The sequence below is a fragment of the Planctomycetota bacterium genome (genome assembly GCA_039819165.1).
Lineage (GTDB): Bacteria > Planctomycetota > Phycisphaerae > Phycisphaerales > UBA1924 > JAHCJI01.
Window position 1 is genome coordinate 2,035,901 of sequence record JBCBSM010000001.1, and the last position, 18,695, is coordinate 2,054,595.

At 71.5% G+C, this 18,695-nt stretch carries 16 protein-coding genes; 13 read left to right on the top strand and 3 right to left on the bottom strand.

The genetic code is table 11. The features are described 5' to 3' along the window. Positions 1 to 43: 43 nt before the first annotated feature. Positions 44 to 676, bottom strand: coding sequence for an ATP-dependent Clp protease proteolytic subunit (locus tag AAFX79_08930; GenBank protein ID MEO1008678.1), 633 nt, complete (start codon positions 674 to 676; stop codon positions 44 to 46). 73 nt (positions 677 to 749) lie between these two features. Beyond that, positions 750 to 1,337: an ATP-dependent Clp protease proteolytic subunit gene (locus tag AAFX79_08935; protein ID MEO1008679.1), complete on the bottom strand. Its 588-nt coding sequence runs from the start codon at positions 1,335 to 1,337 to the stop codon at positions 750 to 752. A 466-nt stretch (positions 1,338 to 1,803) separates the two neighbouring features. On the opposite strand from AAFX79_08935, the gene AAFX79_08940 reads away from it, so the two are divergent. The 9 genes from AAFX79_08940 (at position 1,804) to AAFX79_08980 (ending at position 12,250) form a co-directional block, all read left to right on the top strand. Further along, positions 1,804 to 2,580: a metallophosphoesterase family protein gene (locus AAFX79_08940; GenBank protein ID MEO1008680.1), complete on the top strand. Its 777-nt coding sequence runs from the start codon at positions 1,804 to 1,806 to the stop codon at positions 2,578 to 2,580. A 24-nt stretch (positions 2,581 to 2,604) separates the two neighbouring features. After that, positions 2,605 to 4,908, top strand: a complete 2,304-nt coding sequence (gene yidC, locus AAFX79_08945; GenBank protein MEO1008681.1) for a membrane protein insertase YidC — start codon at positions 2,605 to 2,607, stop codon at positions 4,906 to 4,908. Positions 4,909 to 4,920: 12 nt separating this feature from the next. Then, positions 4,921 to 6,252: a GTPase gene (locus AAFX79_08950; protein ID MEO1008682.1), complete on the top strand. Its 1,332-nt coding sequence runs from the start codon at positions 4,921 to 4,923 to the stop codon at positions 6,250 to 6,252. 115 nt (positions 6,253 to 6,367) lie between these two features. Beyond that, a complete protein-coding gene (locus AAFX79_08955) occupies positions 6,368 to 6,778 on the top strand; it encodes an ATP-dependent Clp protease adaptor ClpS (protein ID MEO1008683.1) in 411 nt (136 codons plus the stop codon). Between the two features lie 249 nt (positions 6,779 to 7,027). Continuing rightward, a complete protein-coding gene (locus tag AAFX79_08960) occupies positions 7,028 to 7,513 on the top strand; it encodes a hypothetical protein (protein ID MEO1008684.1) in 486 nt (161 codons plus the stop codon). Positions 7,514 to 7,698: 185 nt separating this feature from the next. After that, positions 7,699 to 9,042, top strand: coding sequence for an FtsW/RodA/SpoVE family cell cycle protein (locus AAFX79_08965; GenBank protein ID MEO1008685.1), 1,344 nt, complete (start codon positions 7,699 to 7,701; stop codon positions 9,040 to 9,042). After that, positions 9,039 to 10,172, top strand: a complete 1,134-nt coding sequence (locus AAFX79_08970; GenBank protein ID MEO1008686.1) for a UDP-N-acetylglucosamine--N-acetylmuramyl-(pentapeptide) pyrophosphoryl-undecaprenol N-acetylglucosamine transferase — start codon at positions 9,039 to 9,041, stop codon at positions 10,170 to 10,172. The genes AAFX79_08965 and AAFX79_08970 overlap by 4 nt, the downstream gene beginning before the upstream one ends. Before the next feature lie 41 nt (positions 10,173 to 10,213). Next, positions 10,214 to 10,888: a hypothetical protein gene (locus tag AAFX79_08975; GenBank protein MEO1008687.1), complete on the top strand. Its 675-nt coding sequence runs from the start codon at positions 10,214 to 10,216 to the stop codon at positions 10,886 to 10,888. A 6-nt stretch (positions 10,889 to 10,894) separates the two neighbouring features. Then, positions 10,895 to 12,250, top strand: a complete 1,356-nt coding sequence (locus tag AAFX79_08980) for a GGDEF domain-containing protein (GenBank protein ID MEO1008688.1) — start codon at positions 10,895 to 10,897, stop codon at positions 12,248 to 12,250. Positions 12,251 to 12,348: 98 nt separating this feature from the next. Here AAFX79_08980 and AAFX79_08985 read toward each other — a convergent pair whose 3' ends face one another. After that, on the bottom strand, positions 12,349 to 13,329 hold the full coding sequence (locus tag AAFX79_08985) for a GC-type dockerin domain-anchored protein (GenBank protein MEO1008689.1): 981 nt from the start codon (positions 13,327 to 13,329) through the stop codon (positions 12,349 to 12,351). Positions 13,330 to 13,541: 212 nt separating this feature from the next. Here AAFX79_08985 and lpdA point away from each other — a divergent pair, with 212 nt between their 5' ends. The 4 genes from lpdA to AAFX79_09005 all read left to right on the top strand — a co-directional run bounded on the left by lpdA (position 13,542) and on the right by AAFX79_09005 (position 18,653). Beyond that, the gene (lpdA, locus tag AAFX79_08990; protein ID MEO1008690.1) at positions 13,542 to 15,086 is read left to right on the top strand and encodes a dihydrolipoyl dehydrogenase; all 1,545 of its coding nucleotides are present in this window, start codon (positions 13,542 to 13,544) and stop codon (positions 15,084 to 15,086) included. Between the two features lie 111 nt (positions 15,087 to 15,197). Next, positions 15,198 to 16,322, top strand: coding sequence for a GC-type dockerin domain-anchored protein (locus AAFX79_08995; GenBank protein MEO1008691.1), 1,125 nt, complete (start codon positions 15,198 to 15,200; stop codon positions 16,320 to 16,322). A gap of 78 nt (positions 16,323 to 16,400) precedes the next feature. Further along, positions 16,401 to 17,204, top strand: a complete 804-nt coding sequence (locus AAFX79_09000; protein MEO1008692.1) for a GC-type dockerin domain-anchored protein — start codon at positions 16,401 to 16,403, stop codon at positions 17,202 to 17,204. 177 nt (positions 17,205 to 17,381) lie between these two features. Further along, on the top strand, positions 17,382 to 18,653 hold the full coding sequence (locus tag AAFX79_09005) for a GC-type dockerin domain-anchored protein (GenBank protein ID MEO1008693.1): 1,272 nt from the start codon (positions 17,382 to 17,384) through the stop codon (positions 18,651 to 18,653). Positions 18,654 to 18,695: the final 42 nt, after the last annotated feature.

An 18,695-nucleotide genomic window follows, 5' to 3' on the forward strand; every position in this document is an offset into this window, starting at 1 on the left:
GAGTGAGCGGCCGGACGGTCGCTACGGAGCGATCAAGGATGCGCTAGCTGTCGGTGCTCTCGTGCGCGTGCTGGGGCATGTCCTCGAGGATGGAGTCGACCAGCCCGTAGTCGAGCATCTCCTTGTCGTCCAGCCACAGGTTGCGGTCGCAGTCGCGCTCGATCTTGGCGGCGTCCTGCCCGGTGGCCGCGGCGTAGATCTCGTAGAGCCGCTCCCGCAGCCGGATGATCTCCTTGGCCTCGATCTCCAGGTCGGTGGCCTGGCCCTCCATGACGCCGCCGATGAGGGGCTGGTGCATCAGGTTGCGGCTGTTGCGCAGGGCGTAGCGTTTGCCCTTGGTGCCGCTGGCGGCGATGATCGAGCCCATGCTGGCGGCCTGCCCGATGATGTAGGTGCACACGTCGCAGCCGATGAAGTTCATCGTGTCGATGATGCCAAGCCCGCTGGTGACGCTGCCACCCGGCGAGTTGACGTAGACGTGCACGTCCTGGTCGGGGTCCTCGTTGGCCAGGAACAGCAGCTGGGCGATGATCAGGTTGGCCATCTCGTCGCCCACGGGTCCACCAAGGAAGATGATGCGGTCCTTCAGCAGGCGGCTGTAGATGTCGTACGACCGCTCGCCGCGGCCGGTCTTCTCGATGACGATCGGGACGAGGTAGTTCGATTCGGCGCTCATGCGGTCCTCTCCAGTCTGCGTCGCGCTCGGCGGTCTGCGTGTGTGCGGGATCGGCGTACGTACGCGGCGCGGCTCAGCCGGCGGCCTTCTTCTTGTCGGATTGCAGCACCTCGTCCACCAGGCCGTAGGCCTTGGCCTCTTGCGCGTCGAAGTACTTGTCCCGCTCGCTGTCCTGCTGCACCTGGTCGGCACTCTGCCCGGTGTGCCGCGCCAGGATGTCGATGAGCGCCCGCTTGCTCTTGATGATCTGCTCGGCCTGCAGGCGGATGTCCTCGGCCTGGCCCGTCACCCCGCCGTAGGGCTGGTGGATCATCACCTTGGCGTGCGGCAGGATGTACCGCTTGCCCTCGGCGCCGGCGGTCAGCAGCACCGCGCCGCCCGAGTAGGCCCGCCCTATGCAGTACGTCGCCACCGGGCTGGAGAGGAACTGCATCGTGTCGTAGATCGCCAGCGTGTCGTCGACGGCCCCGCCCGGGCTGTTGATGTAGAAGTTGATCTGCTGGCCCCGCTTCTGGTCCTCCAGGTAGAGCATCTGCATCATCACCCGGGCGGCCGAGGCGAAGTTGATCTCCCCGATCAGGAAGACCACCCGATTCTCGAGCAGCAGCTCGTCGATCGTCATCTCGCGCGTGCGCTGGTAGGAAACGGCTGACGCGGGCATGGGCGTTCCTTCTATCTCTGGTCCACGCCGCCCGCTGGGGGACGCCGCGGCACGCATCCGGCCTGCCAAGCGACCGGTCCGGCCGGCACGCCCGTGCAAACACCAATCATCACGGGACCGCCGGCGGCCACCGGCGGACCCTCGCTCGCGAAACCGGGCATGCAACCACTGGGCCGGACGCCGCGGCACCGACACCGGCGGCGCACGCCGCGAGCGCAGGCTGGCCCAGATATCGGCTGCAAGCCCGGGCCGCCTGTGCCCAATCACCCGCCGTTCTGGCAGGATCGCGCGGCGGGCCGCGGCCCCCGGGAGAGCGGGCGGGCGACCCCGCGCCACGCATGGCCCGCGGCTGCTCAGATCGGTACACTCTCCGCCTGCGTCGCCCGGGTCGCGGCAGGTGCGTGCGGCCTCGCCTGTTCTTCGGCTCGTCTGTGCTTCGGGGATCTTGCCCCGCCGGGAGCGTTCGTTGCCCACCGCCGTCATCAGCGACATGCACGCCAACGCGACCGCGCTGCACGCCGTCCTCGCGGACATCGACAAGCGGGGCATCGACCGGATCGTCTGCCTGGGCGATATCGTCGGCTACGGGCCCGATCCGCTCGAGTGCGTCGACCTGGTCCGCGAGAAGTGCGCCTGGTCGCTCATGGGCAACCACGACTTCGCGGTGCTCTACGAGCCCACGAGCTTCAACCCCATCGCCGCCGCCGCCGCCTACTGGACCCGCGAGCAGTTCGACGCCGAGCCCGACGAGGCCAAGCGGGCCGAACGCTACGACTACCTGGGCCGCCTCCGCGTCCGCGTGGTCGACACCGACACGGGCCTGCGGGTGCCCCTGCTGGCCGTCCACGGCTCGCCCAGGCGGCCCATCAACGAGTACATCTTCGATAAGGACACCCGCGAGTCGCCCGAGAAGCTCGAGGCCATCTTCGAGCGGATCGAGGCCGCCTGCATCGTCGGCCACACCCACGTGCCGGGGGTCTTTACCGATGAGCCCGACTTCTACCCACCCAGCGAGCTGGGCACCGACGGCTTCAAGCTCCGCGAGGGCGAGAAGATCATCGTGAACGTCGGCTCGGTCGGCCAGCCCCGCGACAAGGATCCCCGTGCCAGCTATGCCGTCCTGCACGAGGACCGCGTCGAGTTCTTCCGCGTGGAGTACGACGTCGCCCAGGCCGCCAACCGCATCAAGGCCATCGCCGAGCTCGATGACTACCTGGGAGATCGCCTCTTCGCGGGTGACTAGGTCGCCCCACCCCTATCTTCCTGTATGGCCGACGCCCCAAGCCGAGCGCCCCGGATCCTGCTGCCCGTCGTCCTGCTGCTGCTGGGCGGGCTGATCATCGCGTGGCCCCTGATCACGGGCCAGGGCCAGACCCAGCCGCAGCAGCCGGACGGACAGGCTGCCGATCCCCCGGCCGAAACGCCGACCGGAGCACCCGCGGACGCCGCCGAGTCGATCGACGACGAGCCGGGGCCGCAGCCCGCCGACGACCAATCCGACATTGCGGCCGACGAGCCGGTTGACGGCCCGGCCGATGCGGGTGCGGACGCACCAACGGATGCCGCGGGCGACCAACCACCCGCGCGCACGCTCCGCGTCCGCCCCGTCGAGGGCGACCCCAGCACGTGGACCTACACCCCGCTGGGCGGCCTCGACCCCAGCGCCGACCAGATGGAGGTCACCTTCTCGCTCCGCGGCGCGGGCGTCGAGCGGATCCGCCTGGCCGGCTACCGCATCGAGATCGGCGGCACCGAACGCGTCATCGTCCAGGAGGAGGCCGTCCAGCCCCTGGCCAGCGGCGGCGCGCGGCGGCTCGTGCCCTTCGCCGCCGTCGAGGTCGCCGTCGGCGGCGCCCGCGTGCCGGTCTTCACCGCGGGCGACCGCCCCGCCTGGCGAGAGCGCGCGCCGGGCGACTTCGAGGCAATCATCGAGGACGCCGACGCAAACGCCGTCGTCCGCCTCACCCGCACCTACGCGCTCGACGGCTACGTCCTCACCCTCACGCAGGCCGCCGAGAACCTGACCGACGAGCCCCTCGACGTGCGGTGGACCACCTTCGGCCCCGTCGAGCTGGCGCCCTACGGCGGCGCGACGAACTACGGCGGCGACATCCGCCGCTTCCGCTTCGGCTACGCCGCGCCCAACGCGCCGGGCTTCGTCGCGGGCCAGGAGTACATCGCCAGCCGCGATAGGGCCGCCGGCTCCCGCGACAAGGTCGCCCTGCGCTACGCGCCCGTCGCGAGGCTGTGGCCCAACGACGCCGCCACCAAGCAGGGCTACGAGCTGGTCTGGACCGGCGTCAAGAACCGCTACTTCGGCGTCGCGGTCTTCGGCCTCGCCAACGGCTCGGCGCCCGCGCCGGTGCTCGACGGCGTCGATCGCGTCAACCGCGTGATGCTCGATCCCGGTGCAGTTCTCAAGGCCAACACGATGGGCATCCAGCTCGTCTCGAGTGCGCAGGCCATCCCGCCCGGGCGGACCGCGACCACGGAATCGGGCATCTACGCCGGCCCGCTCTCCCGCGAGATCATCAGCGACCAGCCCGCCGCCGCCGCCGCCCAGCTCTCGAGCCTCGTGCAGTACAGCTTCGGCGGGCCGTGCGCCGTCTGCACCTTCCAGTGGCTGGCGCACGCCCTCATCGGGCTGCTCGACGTGCTGCACGACTACATCGCCCACGACTGGGCGCTGGCGATCATCCTGCTGGTATTCATCGTCCGCGGCATCCTGCACCCGGTGACGCGGTGGAGCCAGATCCGCGTGCAGCGGTTCAGCCACCAGATGCAGCAGATGGCCCCCAAGCAGAAGAAGATCCAGGAGAAGTACAAGGGCGACCCCAAGCGGATGCAGGCCGAGATGGCCAAGCTCTGGCGCGAGGAGGGCGTCAACCCCGCGGGCCTGCTGGGCTGCCTGCCCATGTTCATGCAGACGCCCGTGTGGATCGCCCTGTACGCCAGCCTCTTCTTCGCCATCGAGTTGCGGCACGAGGCCGCCTTCTTCGGCGTCTTCCAGATGCTCGGCAACTGGCAGTTCCTGGCCGACCTGGCCCGCCCCGACGCCGCCATCCCGCTGCCCGCATCGTGGCACTTCACGCCGCCGCTCATCGGCGGGCTCTACGGCACGATCACCGCCATCAACGTGCTGCCCCTGCTGCTGGGCGTCGTGTTCTTCATCCAGCAGAAGTACATGATGCCGCCGCAGACCGCGACGCTCTCGCCCGAGCAGCAGGCCCAGCAGAAGATGATCAAGTTCATGATGGTGGTCATGTTCCCCATCTTCATGTACACCGCGCCCAGCGGGCTGACGATCTACTTCATCTCCAACTCGGTGCTCGGCATCGTCGAGAGTCGCTGGATCCGAGCCCACATCAACAAGAACGACCTGCTCGAGACGCCGAAGCGCGATCCCGGCAAGCCCGGCATGCTCCAGAGGCTCATCTCCCGGGCCGAGGAACGCCAGCGGATGATCCAGGAGGCCCGGGGCGTCGCCGATGCCAAGGGGCCCACCTCGGGCGCACTCGGCGCACGACGCAAGCACAACCAGCAGCGCCGCCGGGGACGCGGACGCCCATAGGCGTCGACGCGCGTGGACACCTCGGCCACCATCGCCGCCTGCGCCACGTCCATGGCCGCGAGCGAGCGTGCACTCCTCCGCGTCTCGGGCGCGCACGCGTTCGATGCCATCGACGCCATCGCCGCCGCGCCCATCGAGCGGACCCGCGGCGTCGGGCCAATCCGCCTGCGGCTGCGCGCGGGCGAGCTGCCGACCCTGGCCGTCCGGCTGCCGGGCCCGCGGTCCTACACCGGCGAGGACACCGTCGAGCTGCTGCCGCCGGGCTCGCCCACGCTCGTCGAGATGGTCCTGGCGGCGCTGCTCGCGCACGACTCGGTGCGGCTGGCCGAACCCGGCGAGTTCACCGCGCGGGCCTACCTCCACGGCCGCCTCACGCTGCAGCAGGCCGAGGGCGTCGCCGCCCGCATCGCCGCCGATTCGCGCGCCGAACTGGACGCTTCCGAGCGGCTGCTCTCGGGCGCCGCCGGCGGGCTCTACGCGCGGCTCACCGACGAACTCGCGTCGGCCCTCGCCCTGGTCGAGGTCGCCGCCGACTTCGCCGACGAGGAACACGTCGAGCCCATCGCCGCGGCCGACCTCCGCGATCGCCTGCGGTCGATCCGCGACACGCTGGCCACGCAGCGGCCCGCGAAGGCGACCCGCGCCACCAGCTCGGGCAGGCCGCTGGTCGTGCTCGCCGGCCCGCCCAACGCCGGCAAGACCAGCCTGTTCAACGCGCTGCTCGGCCGCCGCCGGGGCATGGACTCCCCGCGTCCGCACGCCACACGCGACGCCATCATCGAACCGCTCGAGCTGCCGACGCCAGCCGGAGCCACGATGGCCGTCGATCTGTGCGACCTGCCCGGCACCGCCGACGATGGGGAGCTCCTGGACGCCGGCGAGGCGGACACCCTCCGCCGCGTGATCGAGGACGCCCTGGGCCGGGCCGACCTCGTGCTCACCTGCGATCCCAAGGCCCCGCCGCCGGGCGCCACCGGCATGATCCCGGTGCGCACCAAGGCGGATCTCGACCTCGCCGAGGCGACGGGGAGCGGTGCCCTATCCGTCAGCGCCGCGACAGGGCTGAACCTCGATCGGCTGCGATCCGCCATCGCCGAGACCATCGCCGACGCCCGCAGCGCCCGGGACGCCGGCCTGCTGCCCCGGCACGCCGCCCTCGTTGGCCGCGCAATGGCCGCGTTGGATGACGCCCTGGGCCTGATCGCGGGCGAGGGGCCGATCGAGACCGAGCTGGCGGCCGCCGGCATGCGGGCCGCCCTCGACGCCCTGGGCGAGCTGGGCGGGGCGGTGTCGGCCGATGATGTTATAGGACGCATATTCGCGAGCTTCTGCATCGGCAAGTAGGCGTCACCAAGGCCGCTTCGACCCCCCTCTTACGCTCTCAGATCCGATTTCTGGCATCGAGGACGGGTTCTCGATGATCGGAACTAGAAGCCGCCGGCCATCGATACGCTACTCTATGGTGATGTCCGAATCGGCCCTCCCTCCCGATGCCAGCACCCAGGCCGAAGACGCGCCGGAGTCGCCCCCGCAGTCCGACGGCGAGGGAGCCGCGACCGCGACCGAGGCCCCGCCCGAGCGGGAACGCAGGGCCCCCGCACGGCCGAAGCCGGCCGACCCGAAGACCGACAGGCTGCCGCCCTACCAGGTGCTGCTGCACGACGACGACAACATCGACATGCTCTACGTCGTCGAGAGCCTGGTGGAGGCGACGCCGCTGCCCCGCCGGCGGGCGACCCGCATCATGCTCGAGGCCCACATGCGGGGCATGGCCCAGGTCATGGTGACCCACCAGGAGCGGGCCGAGCTCTACCGCGACCGCATCCGGGCCCGGGGCCTGACGGCGACCATCGAGCCGATGCCGGCCTGATCGCCCTCGACCTCGCCCGACCCCTGCCGATCCCGCTCCCATCCGAGAACCCGCCGACGCGGGCCGGCCGATCCACACCGCTCGCCCAGGCCGCACGGCCCGCGCGGGCGGCCCGCGGCCTCGTCCAGCGGGCCACCCGCGCGGCCGATGCCCAGCTGGAAGCAGCCGGGAGCGGCGTCCGAGCGGATGCCGCCCGGGCCGAGCCGCCGGAAGGTCCGCCGAAGGGGGCGGGAGCGAGGGAGGAGCCGCGTGTCCAAGCCGATGGGCCAGATCCTCGTCGATCGCGGCGTGCTGACCGAGCGGCAGCGCGACCACGTCCTCCAGGCCCAGCGGGGCACGAGCCGGCCCTTCGGCGAACTGGCCGAGTCGATGCTCGGCGTCTCGCAGGCCGAGATCGAGGACGTCTGGGCCGAGCAATACGGCGAGCTGGCCGAGTGGGTCGACCCCGCCGCCATGGACATCCCCGAGCACGTGCTGTGCGTGCTGTCGGGCCGCCAGGCCGCGCAGTTCCGCGTGGTGCCCATCCGCTACGCCGGCCGCAACCTCGTGCTGTGCACCACCCGGCAGGAGCTGCCGCGGGCGCTGCGGTTCGCGTCGGCCACCTTCGGGGCCGAGTGCACGCTGGCGCTGTGCGACGAGGACCAGCTCGCCGCGGGGCTGCGGCGGCACTACGACATCGACGCCGCCGCCTGGGACGCCTGCATCCGCCAGCTCGACCAGGACGAGGCCGCCTAGCGCAACCTCGATCGCTCCGTAGCGGCCTCCGGCCGCACAGCTCGCTCGCCGACCCCGCGCAGGAGTAAATCCTGCGGGGTTGGGCCTGCCCGGATGCACCCCGAGGTGCTACGAGATCATTCGGCTTGCTATAGGGCGCATCGCTTCTGCACGCCGGGCCGCCCGCCTTCCGATAGCACGCTGCGGTGCGCCCGGGCTGGACCATCCTGCTGTGCGTGCTCTCGCTGCTGGGCGTGGGCCTGGTCATGGTGCAGTCGGCGGGCATGAACGTCGACCCCATCCCCAGGCCCGAGCCGCTGGACTTCAGCGTGGGCGCGGCCGACCTCGTGGTCCCCGAGACGCCCGCGCCCGATGACCCCGCGCTGGCCGACGCGCTGCTGGATGTTGCGACCTCCCGGCCGGCGATCTACGCGGCGCTCGCGCTCCTGGCGACGGCGATCGCGGCGTCGACGCCCGCGGGGCTGCTCCGGCGGCTGGACCAGCTGGCCGACGTCCGGCGGCCCGCGCTCGTGCTCGCGGGCGTGACGCTCGCGCTGCTGGCGGTGCTGGCGCTCGTGTACGTGCCCGGGCTGCAGCGGGAGGCCAAGGGCGCGGCCCGCTGGATCGAGGTGCCCGCGCCGGTGCTGGGAACGGCCTCGTTCCAGCCCAGCGAGCTGACCAAGTGGGTGCTGCCCGCCGCCATCGCCGCGTACGCCGCCGCCTGCGGGACGCGGCTTCGGGACCTGGGCCGCGGGCTGCTGCCGGCGGGCGTCGCCATCGGGACGGCCTGCGGGCTCATCGTGCTCGAGGATCTGGGCACCGCGGTGCTCATCGCCGCCGCCTGCGGCCTGGTGCTCTTTGCCGGCGGCATGCGCTGGTGGCACCTGGGCGCACTCGCGACGCTCGCGGTCGCCGGCGCGTGGCAGGCGGTCCGCACCAGCCCCTACCGCATGGAGCGGATCACCAGCTTCCTCGATCCGTGGGCCAGCCCCCGCGACGGCGGCTACCACATGATCCAGTCGCTGGCGGCCATCGCCGGCGGCGAGGGCACGGGCCGCGGCCTGGGCAACGGCCTGCACAAGCTGGGCTACCTGCCCGAGGACACTACCGACTTCCTTTTCGCCATCATCTGCGAGGAACTCGGCATCGTCGGTGCCGCCATGGTGCTGGGGCTCTTCGGCCTGCTGATCTGGGCCTGCGTCGGCGTCGTGCGGGGCGAGCAGGGCCCCGTCGCGCGGCTCGTCGCCCTGGGCATCGCCGGCACCGTCGCGATGCAGGCGCTCATGAACCTCAGCGTCGTCGCGGGGCTCGGACCGACCAAGGGCATCGCCCTGCCGCTGGTCAGCGCGGGCGGCACGGGCTGGGTGCTCACGGGCGCATCCCTCGGGCTGCTGGTCGCGATGGACCGCCGCCAGGCGCGCGCGGCCGCGGGCGAAGAAGCCCCACGAAGAGCCTCGCACGCCCCGACGCCGCGCGCCATCGTCGAGCCCCGGCCACCACGCCGACCGCGATCCCGACGCCGGACCCATCCCGCCGAGGTCGTCGCGTGACCGGACGCGTGCGGCTGGGCGTCGCCTTCCTGGGTGGGGGCAGCGGCGGCCACATCCATCCCGCGCTCGCCGTTGCCGGCGCGCTCGAACACATCGAGCCCGCGGCGCGGGCCGTCTTCCTGACCGGGGACCGCGACGCCGACCGCGACGCGCTCGACCGCGTCGAGGTCTTCGGCCGGCCCGCCGACCGCCGGCCGCTGCGGGCCCGCCCGCCGGCGCTGCAGCCGTTGAGGCTCGCGCGCTTCGTCGGCGGGTGGGGCGTCTCGGTCCGCGAGAGCCGCCGCGCGCTCCGCGAGCTGAAGGACGGCTGCGAGCGGGTGGTGGCGCTGTCCACCGGCGGCTACGTCTCGCCGCCCGCGGCGCAGGCGGCCCGCGTCGAGCGGGTGCCGCTGGTGCTGGTGAGCCTGGACGCCGCCATCGGCCGCGCCAACCGCTACGTGGCCCGCCGCGCGGAGCGCCGCCTGGTCGCGCAGGCCGACGCACCGCCGGGCTGGCAGGCCGTCGGCCCGATCGTCGGCGCCGCCGCAATCGCGCCCGCCGACACCCGAGGCTGCCGCGAACTGCTCGGCCTCGATCCCGATCCGCCCACGCTGCTGGTCGTCGGCGGCAGCCAGGGGGCCCGCACCATCAACGATGTGCTCGTCCGCCTGTGCGACGAGCAGCCCGAACTGCTCTCGGGCTGGCAGGTGGTGCACCTGGCGGGCTCGGCCGACGCCGCCAATCGGCTCGCCGACGCGTACGAGCGGGCGAGCGTTCCGGCGCTGGTCCGCGATCGGCTGGCGCCCATCGGGCCGGCGTGGGGCGCGGCGAGCCTGGCGATCAGCCGCGCGGGCGCGGGCGGCGTCGCCGAAGCCCGCGCCAACGCCGTACCCGCCATCTTCCTGCCCTACCCCCACCACGCCGACCGCCACCAGGCCCGCAACGCGCAGCCCCTGATCGACGCCAGCGGCGCGCTGCTCCAGGCCGACCACATCGATCCCGCGGCCAACCTCGCAGCCCTTGCCCCGGTGCTCGCCGATCTGGCGCGGGACCCCGCCCGGCGGGAGGCCATGGCGGCGGCGCTGCGGGCCATGCCCCGGGCCGATGGCGCGCACGCCTGCGCCCGGGCCCTCGCCGACGCCGCCCGCTGAATCGCGTCGGCGGCCCCGGGATTGTTCGTTATACTTCGCGGATGCCGTCCGCACACGCAAGCCAACCGCGGCCCGGATCGCCGGCGCCGCCGAGGGATGCGTCCGCCCGCGCCCGATGCGTGCTGTGGACGCCCGCGGGGGCGCCGCCGCCCACGCCGCTGGTCGCCTCGCTGGAGCGTCGGGGCATGGCCTGGGCCGGCGTGCAGGACGGCTACGCGGCCCTGGCCGAGCTGCTCGGGCACCACGACGACGCCCAGTTTGCCGCACTCGTGCTCGTCGACCCCACCCGGCTGGACGTGGCGGGCCTGGTGATGGACGCCCTGGCGCGTTACCGGCCCCACGCCGCGGTCTGGCGGTACGACGAGCGGGCCGATCCCGCCCTCGATCACGCCAACCGGCGCGAACTGGCGACCGTCTTCGTCCGAACCGAAGCACAGGGGCAGCCCCCCGGACGCAACCTCCGCGATCTCGCCGGCGCCATCCCGCCGCCGCACGAGTCGAGCAACGGCGCCGACACCGAGAACGGCGCCGCCCACGCCGCGGAGGGGCACGCTCCGGGAGCCGCCACCGGCACGCCCGACGGCCACGCAGCGGCCGCCGAGCAACCGCCGCTCGGGGACACCCGGGAGAACGGGGAGGACGACGACCGGCCGGCGTCGGCCCTGCTCAGCGCCGAGGAGCTCTCGCTCCTGCTCGCCGACCGGCCCGGGAGATAGCCCGACGTGGCCGACGCGCCCGCACCAGACCGATCGAACGACGCCGCCCACGCCAACGGCAACGCCGCGGGCGGCGACGACGCCCGCCGCATCGTGCTCGTCGGCAAGACCGGGCTGGAGGCCGCCCTCCGCGGCGAGCGGGTCGTGGCGGTCCGCAGCGGCGTCGACGCCCTGGGCGAGATCGCGCGCACCCAGGCCCACGCCGGCGGCCGCGTCGTGGTCATCGGCGAGGCCATCGACGTCGACCCGCTCGTGCCCCGCGCCGGGCGCCTCGTCGAGGCCCTCCGCCGGCTCGACCGCGGCGTCAGCGTGTTCGCCGTCGGCCGCCCGCTGACCGACAAGGGCGCCCTGGCCGATGCCTACGACGGCTGGCTGGACGCCGACGATCCCGAGCACGCCGCTCGCATGGTCCGCCGCCCCCGCAGCGGCCGTCCAACGCGCACGCCGCCGGCGCCGCCCCATCGACCAGCAACGCACGCCGCACCGACGCAGCAATCGCCGGCGCTGCAGCAGCAGCCCCCGCAGCCCGCGGCCCCGCGGGACGACGCCGCGCTGGTCGGCCGCCTGCTCGCCGGCCAGCCGCTGCTGGAGGCCGCCCTGGCGATCGCCGCCCGCCGCCTGGGCGGCGCGAAGCTAGAGCTGCTCGAGGCGCCCCGGCCGGGCGTCGCGACCGCGCAGGTGCGCGCGCCCGACGACGGCGAACGCTTCGGCGTCCTCGCGGCGCCGCCCGCCGCCGCCGACGGCCTGCCCGACATCGCCGGCTGGCTTGGGCTGTGGCTCTCGCTCGAGCGCCGCCAGCGCGCGCTGCAGCACGAGGCGACCACCGATCCGCTGACGGGCGCGCTCAACCGCCGCGCCTTCGAGCGCGTCCTCGGCGACGCCCTCGACCGCGCCCGCGACGAACGCCGCGACGTTAGCGTGCTGCTCTTCGACATCGACAACTTCAAGCGTTACAACGACGAGCACGGGCACGCCGCGGGCGACGAGATCCTCGTCGAGGCCGTGCGGCTCATCGCCAGCGTCATCCGCCCCAGCGATACCGTCTGCCGCATCGGCGGCGACGAGTTCGCCGTCATCTTCGACGACCCCGAGGGCCCCCGAGAACCCAGCAGCCACCACCCCACCTCGGTGCTCGACCTGGCGCACCGCTTCCAGGCGCAGATCGCCGCCCAGCGCTTCCCCAAGCTCGGCGACGACGCGCCCGGCTCGCTGACGATCTCCGGCGGCCTGGCGACCTTCCCGTGGGACGGCCTCGACGCCGACGACCTCGTCCGCGTCGCCGACGCCCGCGCCATGGACAGCAAGCGGCAGGGCAAGAACGCCATCACCGTCGGCCCCGCGGCCGAGCCCGAACGCGACTAGAGCGCCCCCCAGCTCCAATTGGAGCACGTGCGTCCGCACAGGTCCGCCGGATTCGCTCCGGCGCGGCCGGAAGCCGCTACGGAGCGCTCAAGATCAAGTTAGCAACCGGCCTCGATCGCGTCGAGGAACGCCACGAAGTCGAACAGGTCGATCGACCCGTCGCCCGTCACGTCCGCCAGCGGATCGCGGAGCTCGAACAGCTCCATGTACCGCAGCACGTCGAAGAACGTCGCGCGACCGTCGCCGTCGAGGTCCACCCGGCACGGCGGAGGCGGCGCGATCGCGAGACCGGTGATCGCCGCCACGCCGTCGAGCGTCGCGATGAACCGCTGGTCGCCCGTGAACGGGTCGAAGCTCCACAGCTCGGCGCGTGCACCAAGGCCGTCGCCGGCCACCGTGAAGTAGCCCACGCCGCCCAGCAACGTCATCCCTCCGACGCTCGCAAGCGGACCATCCGCGGCGATCACCGCCAGCGTCTCGGTCGCGCCCGTGTCGGCGTTGATCTCGATGATCTCCGCGGGCCCGGGGTCCTGCCGGAGATCGAGCCCGATGATCGCGCCATCCGAGCGCGTCAGCAGCCCCGAGATGTCCGCCGGCCGATCGAGCGTGGCCGCGGCGCGGGCCCGGCCCGTCGCGGCGTCCATCGTGAATAGCCGCGGCGGCGAGCCCGTGCTGGCGCCGATGATGGTCCCGTCCTCTCGCTGCGTCAGCCCGCCCTCCCGCGCACCGAGGCGCAGGGGGCCCAGCCGAACGGCGGCGCCGGTCTCCACGTCGATGCGGTAGGCCGAGTTGTCGGTGCTGGGCGTGAAGCCCACGAGTTTGCCCGAGGCCAGCCGCACCAACCCGGACAGCGGCGTGGGCCCCAGCGCCCCGGTGCCGGTGAGCGGCTCCTGGCTGAGGACCTCGCCGGTGCGCGGGTCGATGCGGTAGACCTGGGGCGATCCAAATGCCGAGTCCGTTGCCACCAGCACGGCCCCACCACCGCCCTGAGCAAGGGCGCCGGAGGGTGCGGATGTGAGGGCGGCAAGGAACGACCCGGCGAGCGCGGCCGTCTCGCGGCCGCCTGCGCTGCGATTCATCGTTCACCTCCACCTATAAGCCTGCATTGCGACCGGGCCGCACGCCAGCGGCGGCGCACTTTTCTGCGGCACGCCCTCGGCGCTCCCGCTGTCGCCCCGCGAGCGTCCCCAACACCGCGACCCCCCGCCGAACCCACTTCCTACACTGCCGCTCGCCGTGTTCGGAACGCGGCAGCATGCGTACGGACAGCGAACACAGAAAGGCTCAACGCGTGGCGGACAAGCACTTCGATGTCGTGGTGATCGGGTCGGGTCCGGGCGGCTACGTCGGCGCCATCCGCGCCGCCCAGCTCGGCTACAAGGTCGCGTGCGTCGAGCGCGCCAAGCTCGGCGGCGTGTGCCTCAACTGGGGCTGCATCCCCTCCAAGGCGCTGCTCTCCAACGCCGAGCTCATGGAGAAGCTCCACGAGAAGGAAGACTGGGGCCTGAAGATCAACGGCAAGATCGACTTCGACTGGTCGAAGGTCATCGGCCGCAGCCGCGATGTCGCCAAGAAGCTCAACCAGGGCGTGGGCTTCCTGCTCAAGAAGAACAAGATCGAGCACATCGAGGCCAGCGCCAAGATCGTCGCGCCCCGCAAGGGCAAGGACCCCGCGAAGATCGAGATCTACGACTGCGAGGTCCTCGAGGAGCGCACCGATGCGCCCGCCACGCCCGCCGACAAGCCCCGCGAGACCATCACCGCCGACAAGGTGATCATCGCCACCGGCTCGATCGCCCGCGAGCTGCCCTTCGCCAAGTTCGCCGACAGCGACAAGATCTGGGGCGCCCGCGAAGCGATGTACAACCAGGAGTTTCCCAAGAAGCTCGTCGTCATCGGCTCGGGCGCCATCGGCATGGAGTTCGGCTACTTCTACCACACCTACGGCACCGAGGTCACCGTCGTCGAGATGATGGACCGCATCCTGCCCGTCGAGGACGACGAGGTCTGCCAGGCGATGCTCCGCTTCTACAAGAAGGCGGGCATCAACTTCAAGCTCGGCATGGCCGCCACCGCCGTCGATCACAAGGGCAAGGGCGTCAAGGTCACCGTCGCACCCTTCAAGAACGGCAAAGCGGACGACAGCAAGGCAGAGACCCTCGAGGCCGACCGCCTGCTGCTGGCCGTCGGCGTCAAGGGCCGCTTCGATGGCCTGTTCGACGACACGCTCGGCCTCGAGACCGTCAAGGACCACATCAAGACCGACTACGACCCCAACGCCATCGGCGAGCAGCGCATCGACTACAAGACCAACCTCGACGGCGTCTACGCCATCGGCGACGTCATCGGCCCGCCCTGGCTCGCCCACGTCGCCAGCGAAGAAGCCATCCTCTGCGTCGAGCGCTTCGCCTGGAAGGAGGGCAAGCTCGACCACGAGCCCATCCCCATGGACTACTCGGTCATCCCCGGCTGCACCTACTGCCACCCGCAGGTCGCCAGCGTGGGCTACTCCGAGCGGGCCCTCAAGGAGAAGGGCCTCAAGGCCGGCGAGGACTACCAGGTCGGCAAGTTCCCCTTCAGCGCGCTGGGCAAGGCCATCGCCACCACGCACACCGACGGCTTCTGCAAGATCATCCGAGGCCTGCCCCGCGGCGAGATCCTCGGTGCCCACATCATGGGCGATCAGGCCACCGAGCTCATCGCCGAACTAAGCCTCGCCCGCCGCCTCGAGGCCACCAGCGAGGAACTCATCGTCACCGTCCACGCCCATCCCACCATGCACGAGAGCGTGCACGAGGCGGCCCTGGCGAGCGAGGGACGGGTGATCAACGCGTAGCGAGGAATCCGGCCGAACCGCTACCCAGAAAGCAGGAGAACGTGCATGCGGATCATGGTTGCAGTCTTGTGCGGTAGTGCATCTACAGCCGTATGCCAACCCATCGGAGCGATGTACGAGATCGAAGTGCTGGGTGATGATCCCAACTGGGATACTGGCTCGATCTCGTTTGATATCAATGACGCTGGTGCCGTTGTTGGACGCGGCTCGACGGGTGGCTGCGGCGTGGCATGGATATGGACGCCGAGCGGCGGGTTTCAGCCGTTTGGAGTGTGCAGCTGGACCGAAGGACTAGACGCTACCGGGGTCGCAGCCGGCGCCTTTGGCCGACCAGGCCTGGCTGCGGTGCTGGCGCCGGGTTCGAGCGATTTTGTGCGACTTCCGGTGCCCATAGGCCTGAGGCTTAGCAATGGGCATGACATCAACGATGCCGGCACGGTTGTGGCCAATGGCCGGACGTCGGGCGGAGGAATCGACATCGGATACGCGTGGACACGTGGTCCTTCGGGCTACAACCCCCCCGTTCAGTTGCCCCGCACCGGCGTCATCCCGTGGAAGATCAACAATGAGGGCACGATCATCGGTTGGACCACGGCCATCCCCCAGACGGGACTCGTCTGGCGTCAAACTGGCCCCGGGGTGTACGCGGACCAGCCCGAGGTGCTCCCCGATATCCCCGGCGGCACCGGCCGGCGAGAGCCTCGCGGGATCACCGATGGCGGCCTGATCGGTGGCTTTGCGGTCGAAGGAGCCACACTTCGCGCGGTGATCTGGGACGTCGATGGCCCGCACCTTCTGGATCAGGGGCCATTCTTAGCCAGCACGGTGAACGGCGTTGGAACGACCGAAGTCCTGGTCGGAGGCGTGCAGCACGCCGACGACGGCAACTACTGGGCAGCGCTCTGGGTCGATCGGCAACTTATCTCGCTGCGTGAGCGCATCATGGATGCCGAGGCGTGGCCGGGCGGGATCAGCGCTACCGCCGCCAATGCGGACGGGTGGGTCGCCGCATATGGCACCAACGCCGATGGCCGGGTGCTGCCCATGGTGCTTCGCCCCCTGGGCTGCTCCATCGCCGACCTCGATCTCGATGGCGACCTCACCCTCTTCGACTTCCTCGCCTTCCAGAACCTCTTCGCCACGGGCGACCCCCTCGCCGATTTCGACGGCGACGGCGACCTCACCCTCTTCGATTTCCTCGCCTTCCAGAACGCCTTCGACGCCGGCTGCCCCTGAGCCGCAACACGGATCCACCAACCCACGTAGGGAGCCTCGGACACCCCGGCGGATCTGCCGCCTGCCAGGAGAGAGAGCATGCCAACGACACGCAGCCCTTGGCGCACGCTCGCCTGCGTGCTCGTCGCCGCCGCCGCGGCCGCCGCCCAGGACACGCTCCTGCTCGACGACTTCGACGACGACAACACCGACGAGCTGCTGGGCGACCAGGGGCTGCTGGCCATCTTCTTCGAGACGCAGCCGCTGCTCACGCAAGATGAGGACTTCGCGTCGACCGGCGACGTGGGGGCCGTGCTCTACGACGATCCCGACGCCGCCGACACGCTCGTCGCCGGCCAGTATCCCAACGACGCCGGCGCCGTGGGCGCGAGCCTCGGCCTCAGCTTCACGGACCTCGGCATCATCGGCTTCGAGTTCGAGCTCCGCAACGCGAGCGCGTCCTTCGTCTTCGGCCTCGGGCTCGAGGACGACGGCCCGTCGGGCACCGTCGAGCGCCGCGTCGCCGCCGCCGACATCGTCGTGCCCGCCGGCGACTCGGTGACCCGCACGCTGTTCACCGACGACGACTGGTTCCTCGAGCCCGGATTCGACTTCACCGAGATCCGCGCGATCTTCTACGGCCTCAACAACGAGCCGAGGCGGCCCGGCCGCCCGCGGCCCATCGACGCGCTCTCGGTGGAGTTCGTCGAGTTCCGCGCCATCCTCGCGGACCCATGCCCCGCCGACCTCGACGGCGACGGCGAACTCACCCTCTTCGACTTCCTCGCATTCCAGAACCTCTTCGACGCCGGCGACCCCATCGCCGACTTCGACGGCGACGGCAGCCTCACGCTCTTCGACTTCCTCGCCTTCCAGAACGCCTTCGCCGCCGGCTGCCCGTAGGCGGCCGCGGGGCGGACATCCGAGAATCCGTGGCCGCGGGGCCCCCGGCTCCCCCACAGCGCCCAGGTTCCGTTCGACTGCGGGCAATCCGCGCCGGCCGCGTGAGTACGCCCTGCCGGCGTCGCTCCTTATCGAAGGCCCCTACGTCGGGGGGCACGCCAGACAAGGAGCTCCACCGTGCGACACTCTCCCGCCATCGCGTTCGCCCTCGCCGCCGGTCTCGCCTCGGCCGCCGCCGCCCAGGTCGTCAACATCCCGCCCGACTCGCTGCCGGCCGAGTCGTGGTTCGCCGCCAATCCCGGGGCCACCGTCAACGTGCTCAGCGGCGGAAGCATGTTCCCCGATGCCGGCGGCGGCGCCTTCACCTTCAACGGCGCCACCGTCAACATCGAGGCCGGCGGCGGCGCCGGCTTCCCGACCATCGACCACTTCGTCGAGGACGTCACCTACAACCTCGACGGCGGCGAGCTCGTCCGCGTGAAGTTCGTCGGCGGCACGGGCACCACCACGCTGAACATCATCGACGGCCAGACCCGCCGCGGCGTCTGGCTGCAGGGCAACACCACCTGCACCATGTCGGGCGGCGATGCCGGCCTCGTCGCCGGCGGCCAGGCCGCGATCATCATCGAGGACGACGCCAGCTTCACCATGACCGGCGGCACCATCGATACCTTCATCCTCGCGATCGATGACGCCACCGTCAGCATCATCGACGGCACGATCGAGGGTGCCCTCCAGCTCGACGATCGCGCGACCGCCACCATCTCGGGCGGCTCGGTCGGCCGCAACGGCTTCATGAAGACCATCGACAACCGCCTGACCATCACCGGCGGCACCATCGGCCGCGACTTCGTCGTCGAGAAGGGCGTCGTCGACATGTCGGGAGGCGCCATGGACCGCAACTGCGCCATCCTCAACGGCGGCGGCGGCGTCGACCCCATCTTCAACATGACCGGCGGCGCCCTCGGCAGCGAGTTCCGCGCCTACGACGGCACCATCAACGTCTCGGGCGGACTCATCGGCGACGCCTTCCGCCTCGGCCGCCCCACCGGCGACGGCTCGGGCGTCACCATGAACCTGCTGGTCAAATCCGCCACGCTCGACGGCGTCGCCCTCGACCTCACCGAGACGCCCGCCACCATCGCCACCCGCGGCGGCGCCTTCCTCTCCTGCATCCTGCTCGACGACTCGCTCGTCGGCTTCCACCTCAACGAGGACCTCGTCTTCGGCGAGGACCGCTTCCGCGCCGCCGCCACCCTCACCATCGCCCTGGGCACCACCGCCTGCACGCCCGACCTCGACGGCGACGGCGAGCTCACCATCTTCGACTTCCTCGAGTTCCAGAGCCTCTTCGCCACGGGCGATCTGGCCGCCGACCTCGACGGCGATGGCGTTCTAACCATCTTCGACTTCCTGGCCTTCCAGAGCGCCTTCGCCCTGGGCTGCTAGCAGCAACGCCGCCCGAGCCGCGTGCGCAAGCACGCGGACCAT

What these genes read in the sequence shown, in the direction of transcription:
- AAFX79_08930 (MEO1008678.1), bottom strand. Translation starts at nt 676, where the DNA reads ATGAGCGCCGAATCGAACTACCTCGTCCCGATCGTCATCGAGAAGACC.
- AAFX79_08935 (MEO1008679.1), bottom strand. Translation starts at nt 1,337, where the DNA reads ATGCCCGCGTCAGCCGTTTCCTACCAGCGCACGCGCGAGATGACGATC.
- AAFX79_08985 (MEO1008689.1), bottom strand. Translation starts at nt 13,329, where the DNA reads ATGAATCGCAGCGCAGGCGGCCGCGAGACGGCCGCGCTCGCCGGGTCG.
- AAFX79_09000 (MEO1008692.1), top strand. Translation starts at nt 16,401, where the DNA reads ATGCCAACGACACGCAGCCCTTGGCGCACGCTCGCCTGCGTGCTCGTC.
- AAFX79_08955 (MEO1008683.1), top strand. Translation starts at nt 6,368, where the DNA reads ATGGTGATGTCCGAATCGGCCCTCCCTCCCGATGCCAGCACCCAGGCC.
- AAFX79_08975 (MEO1008687.1), top strand. Translation starts at nt 10,214, where the DNA reads ATGCCGTCCGCACACGCAAGCCAACCGCGGCCCGGATCGCCGGCGCCG.
- yidC (MEO1008681.1), top strand. Translation starts at nt 2,605, where the DNA reads ATGGCCGACGCCCCAAGCCGAGCGCCCCGGATCCTGCTGCCCGTCGTC.
- AAFX79_08995 (MEO1008691.1), top strand. Translation starts at nt 15,198, where the DNA reads ATGTACGAGATCGAAGTGCTGGGTGATGATCCCAACTGGGATACTGGC.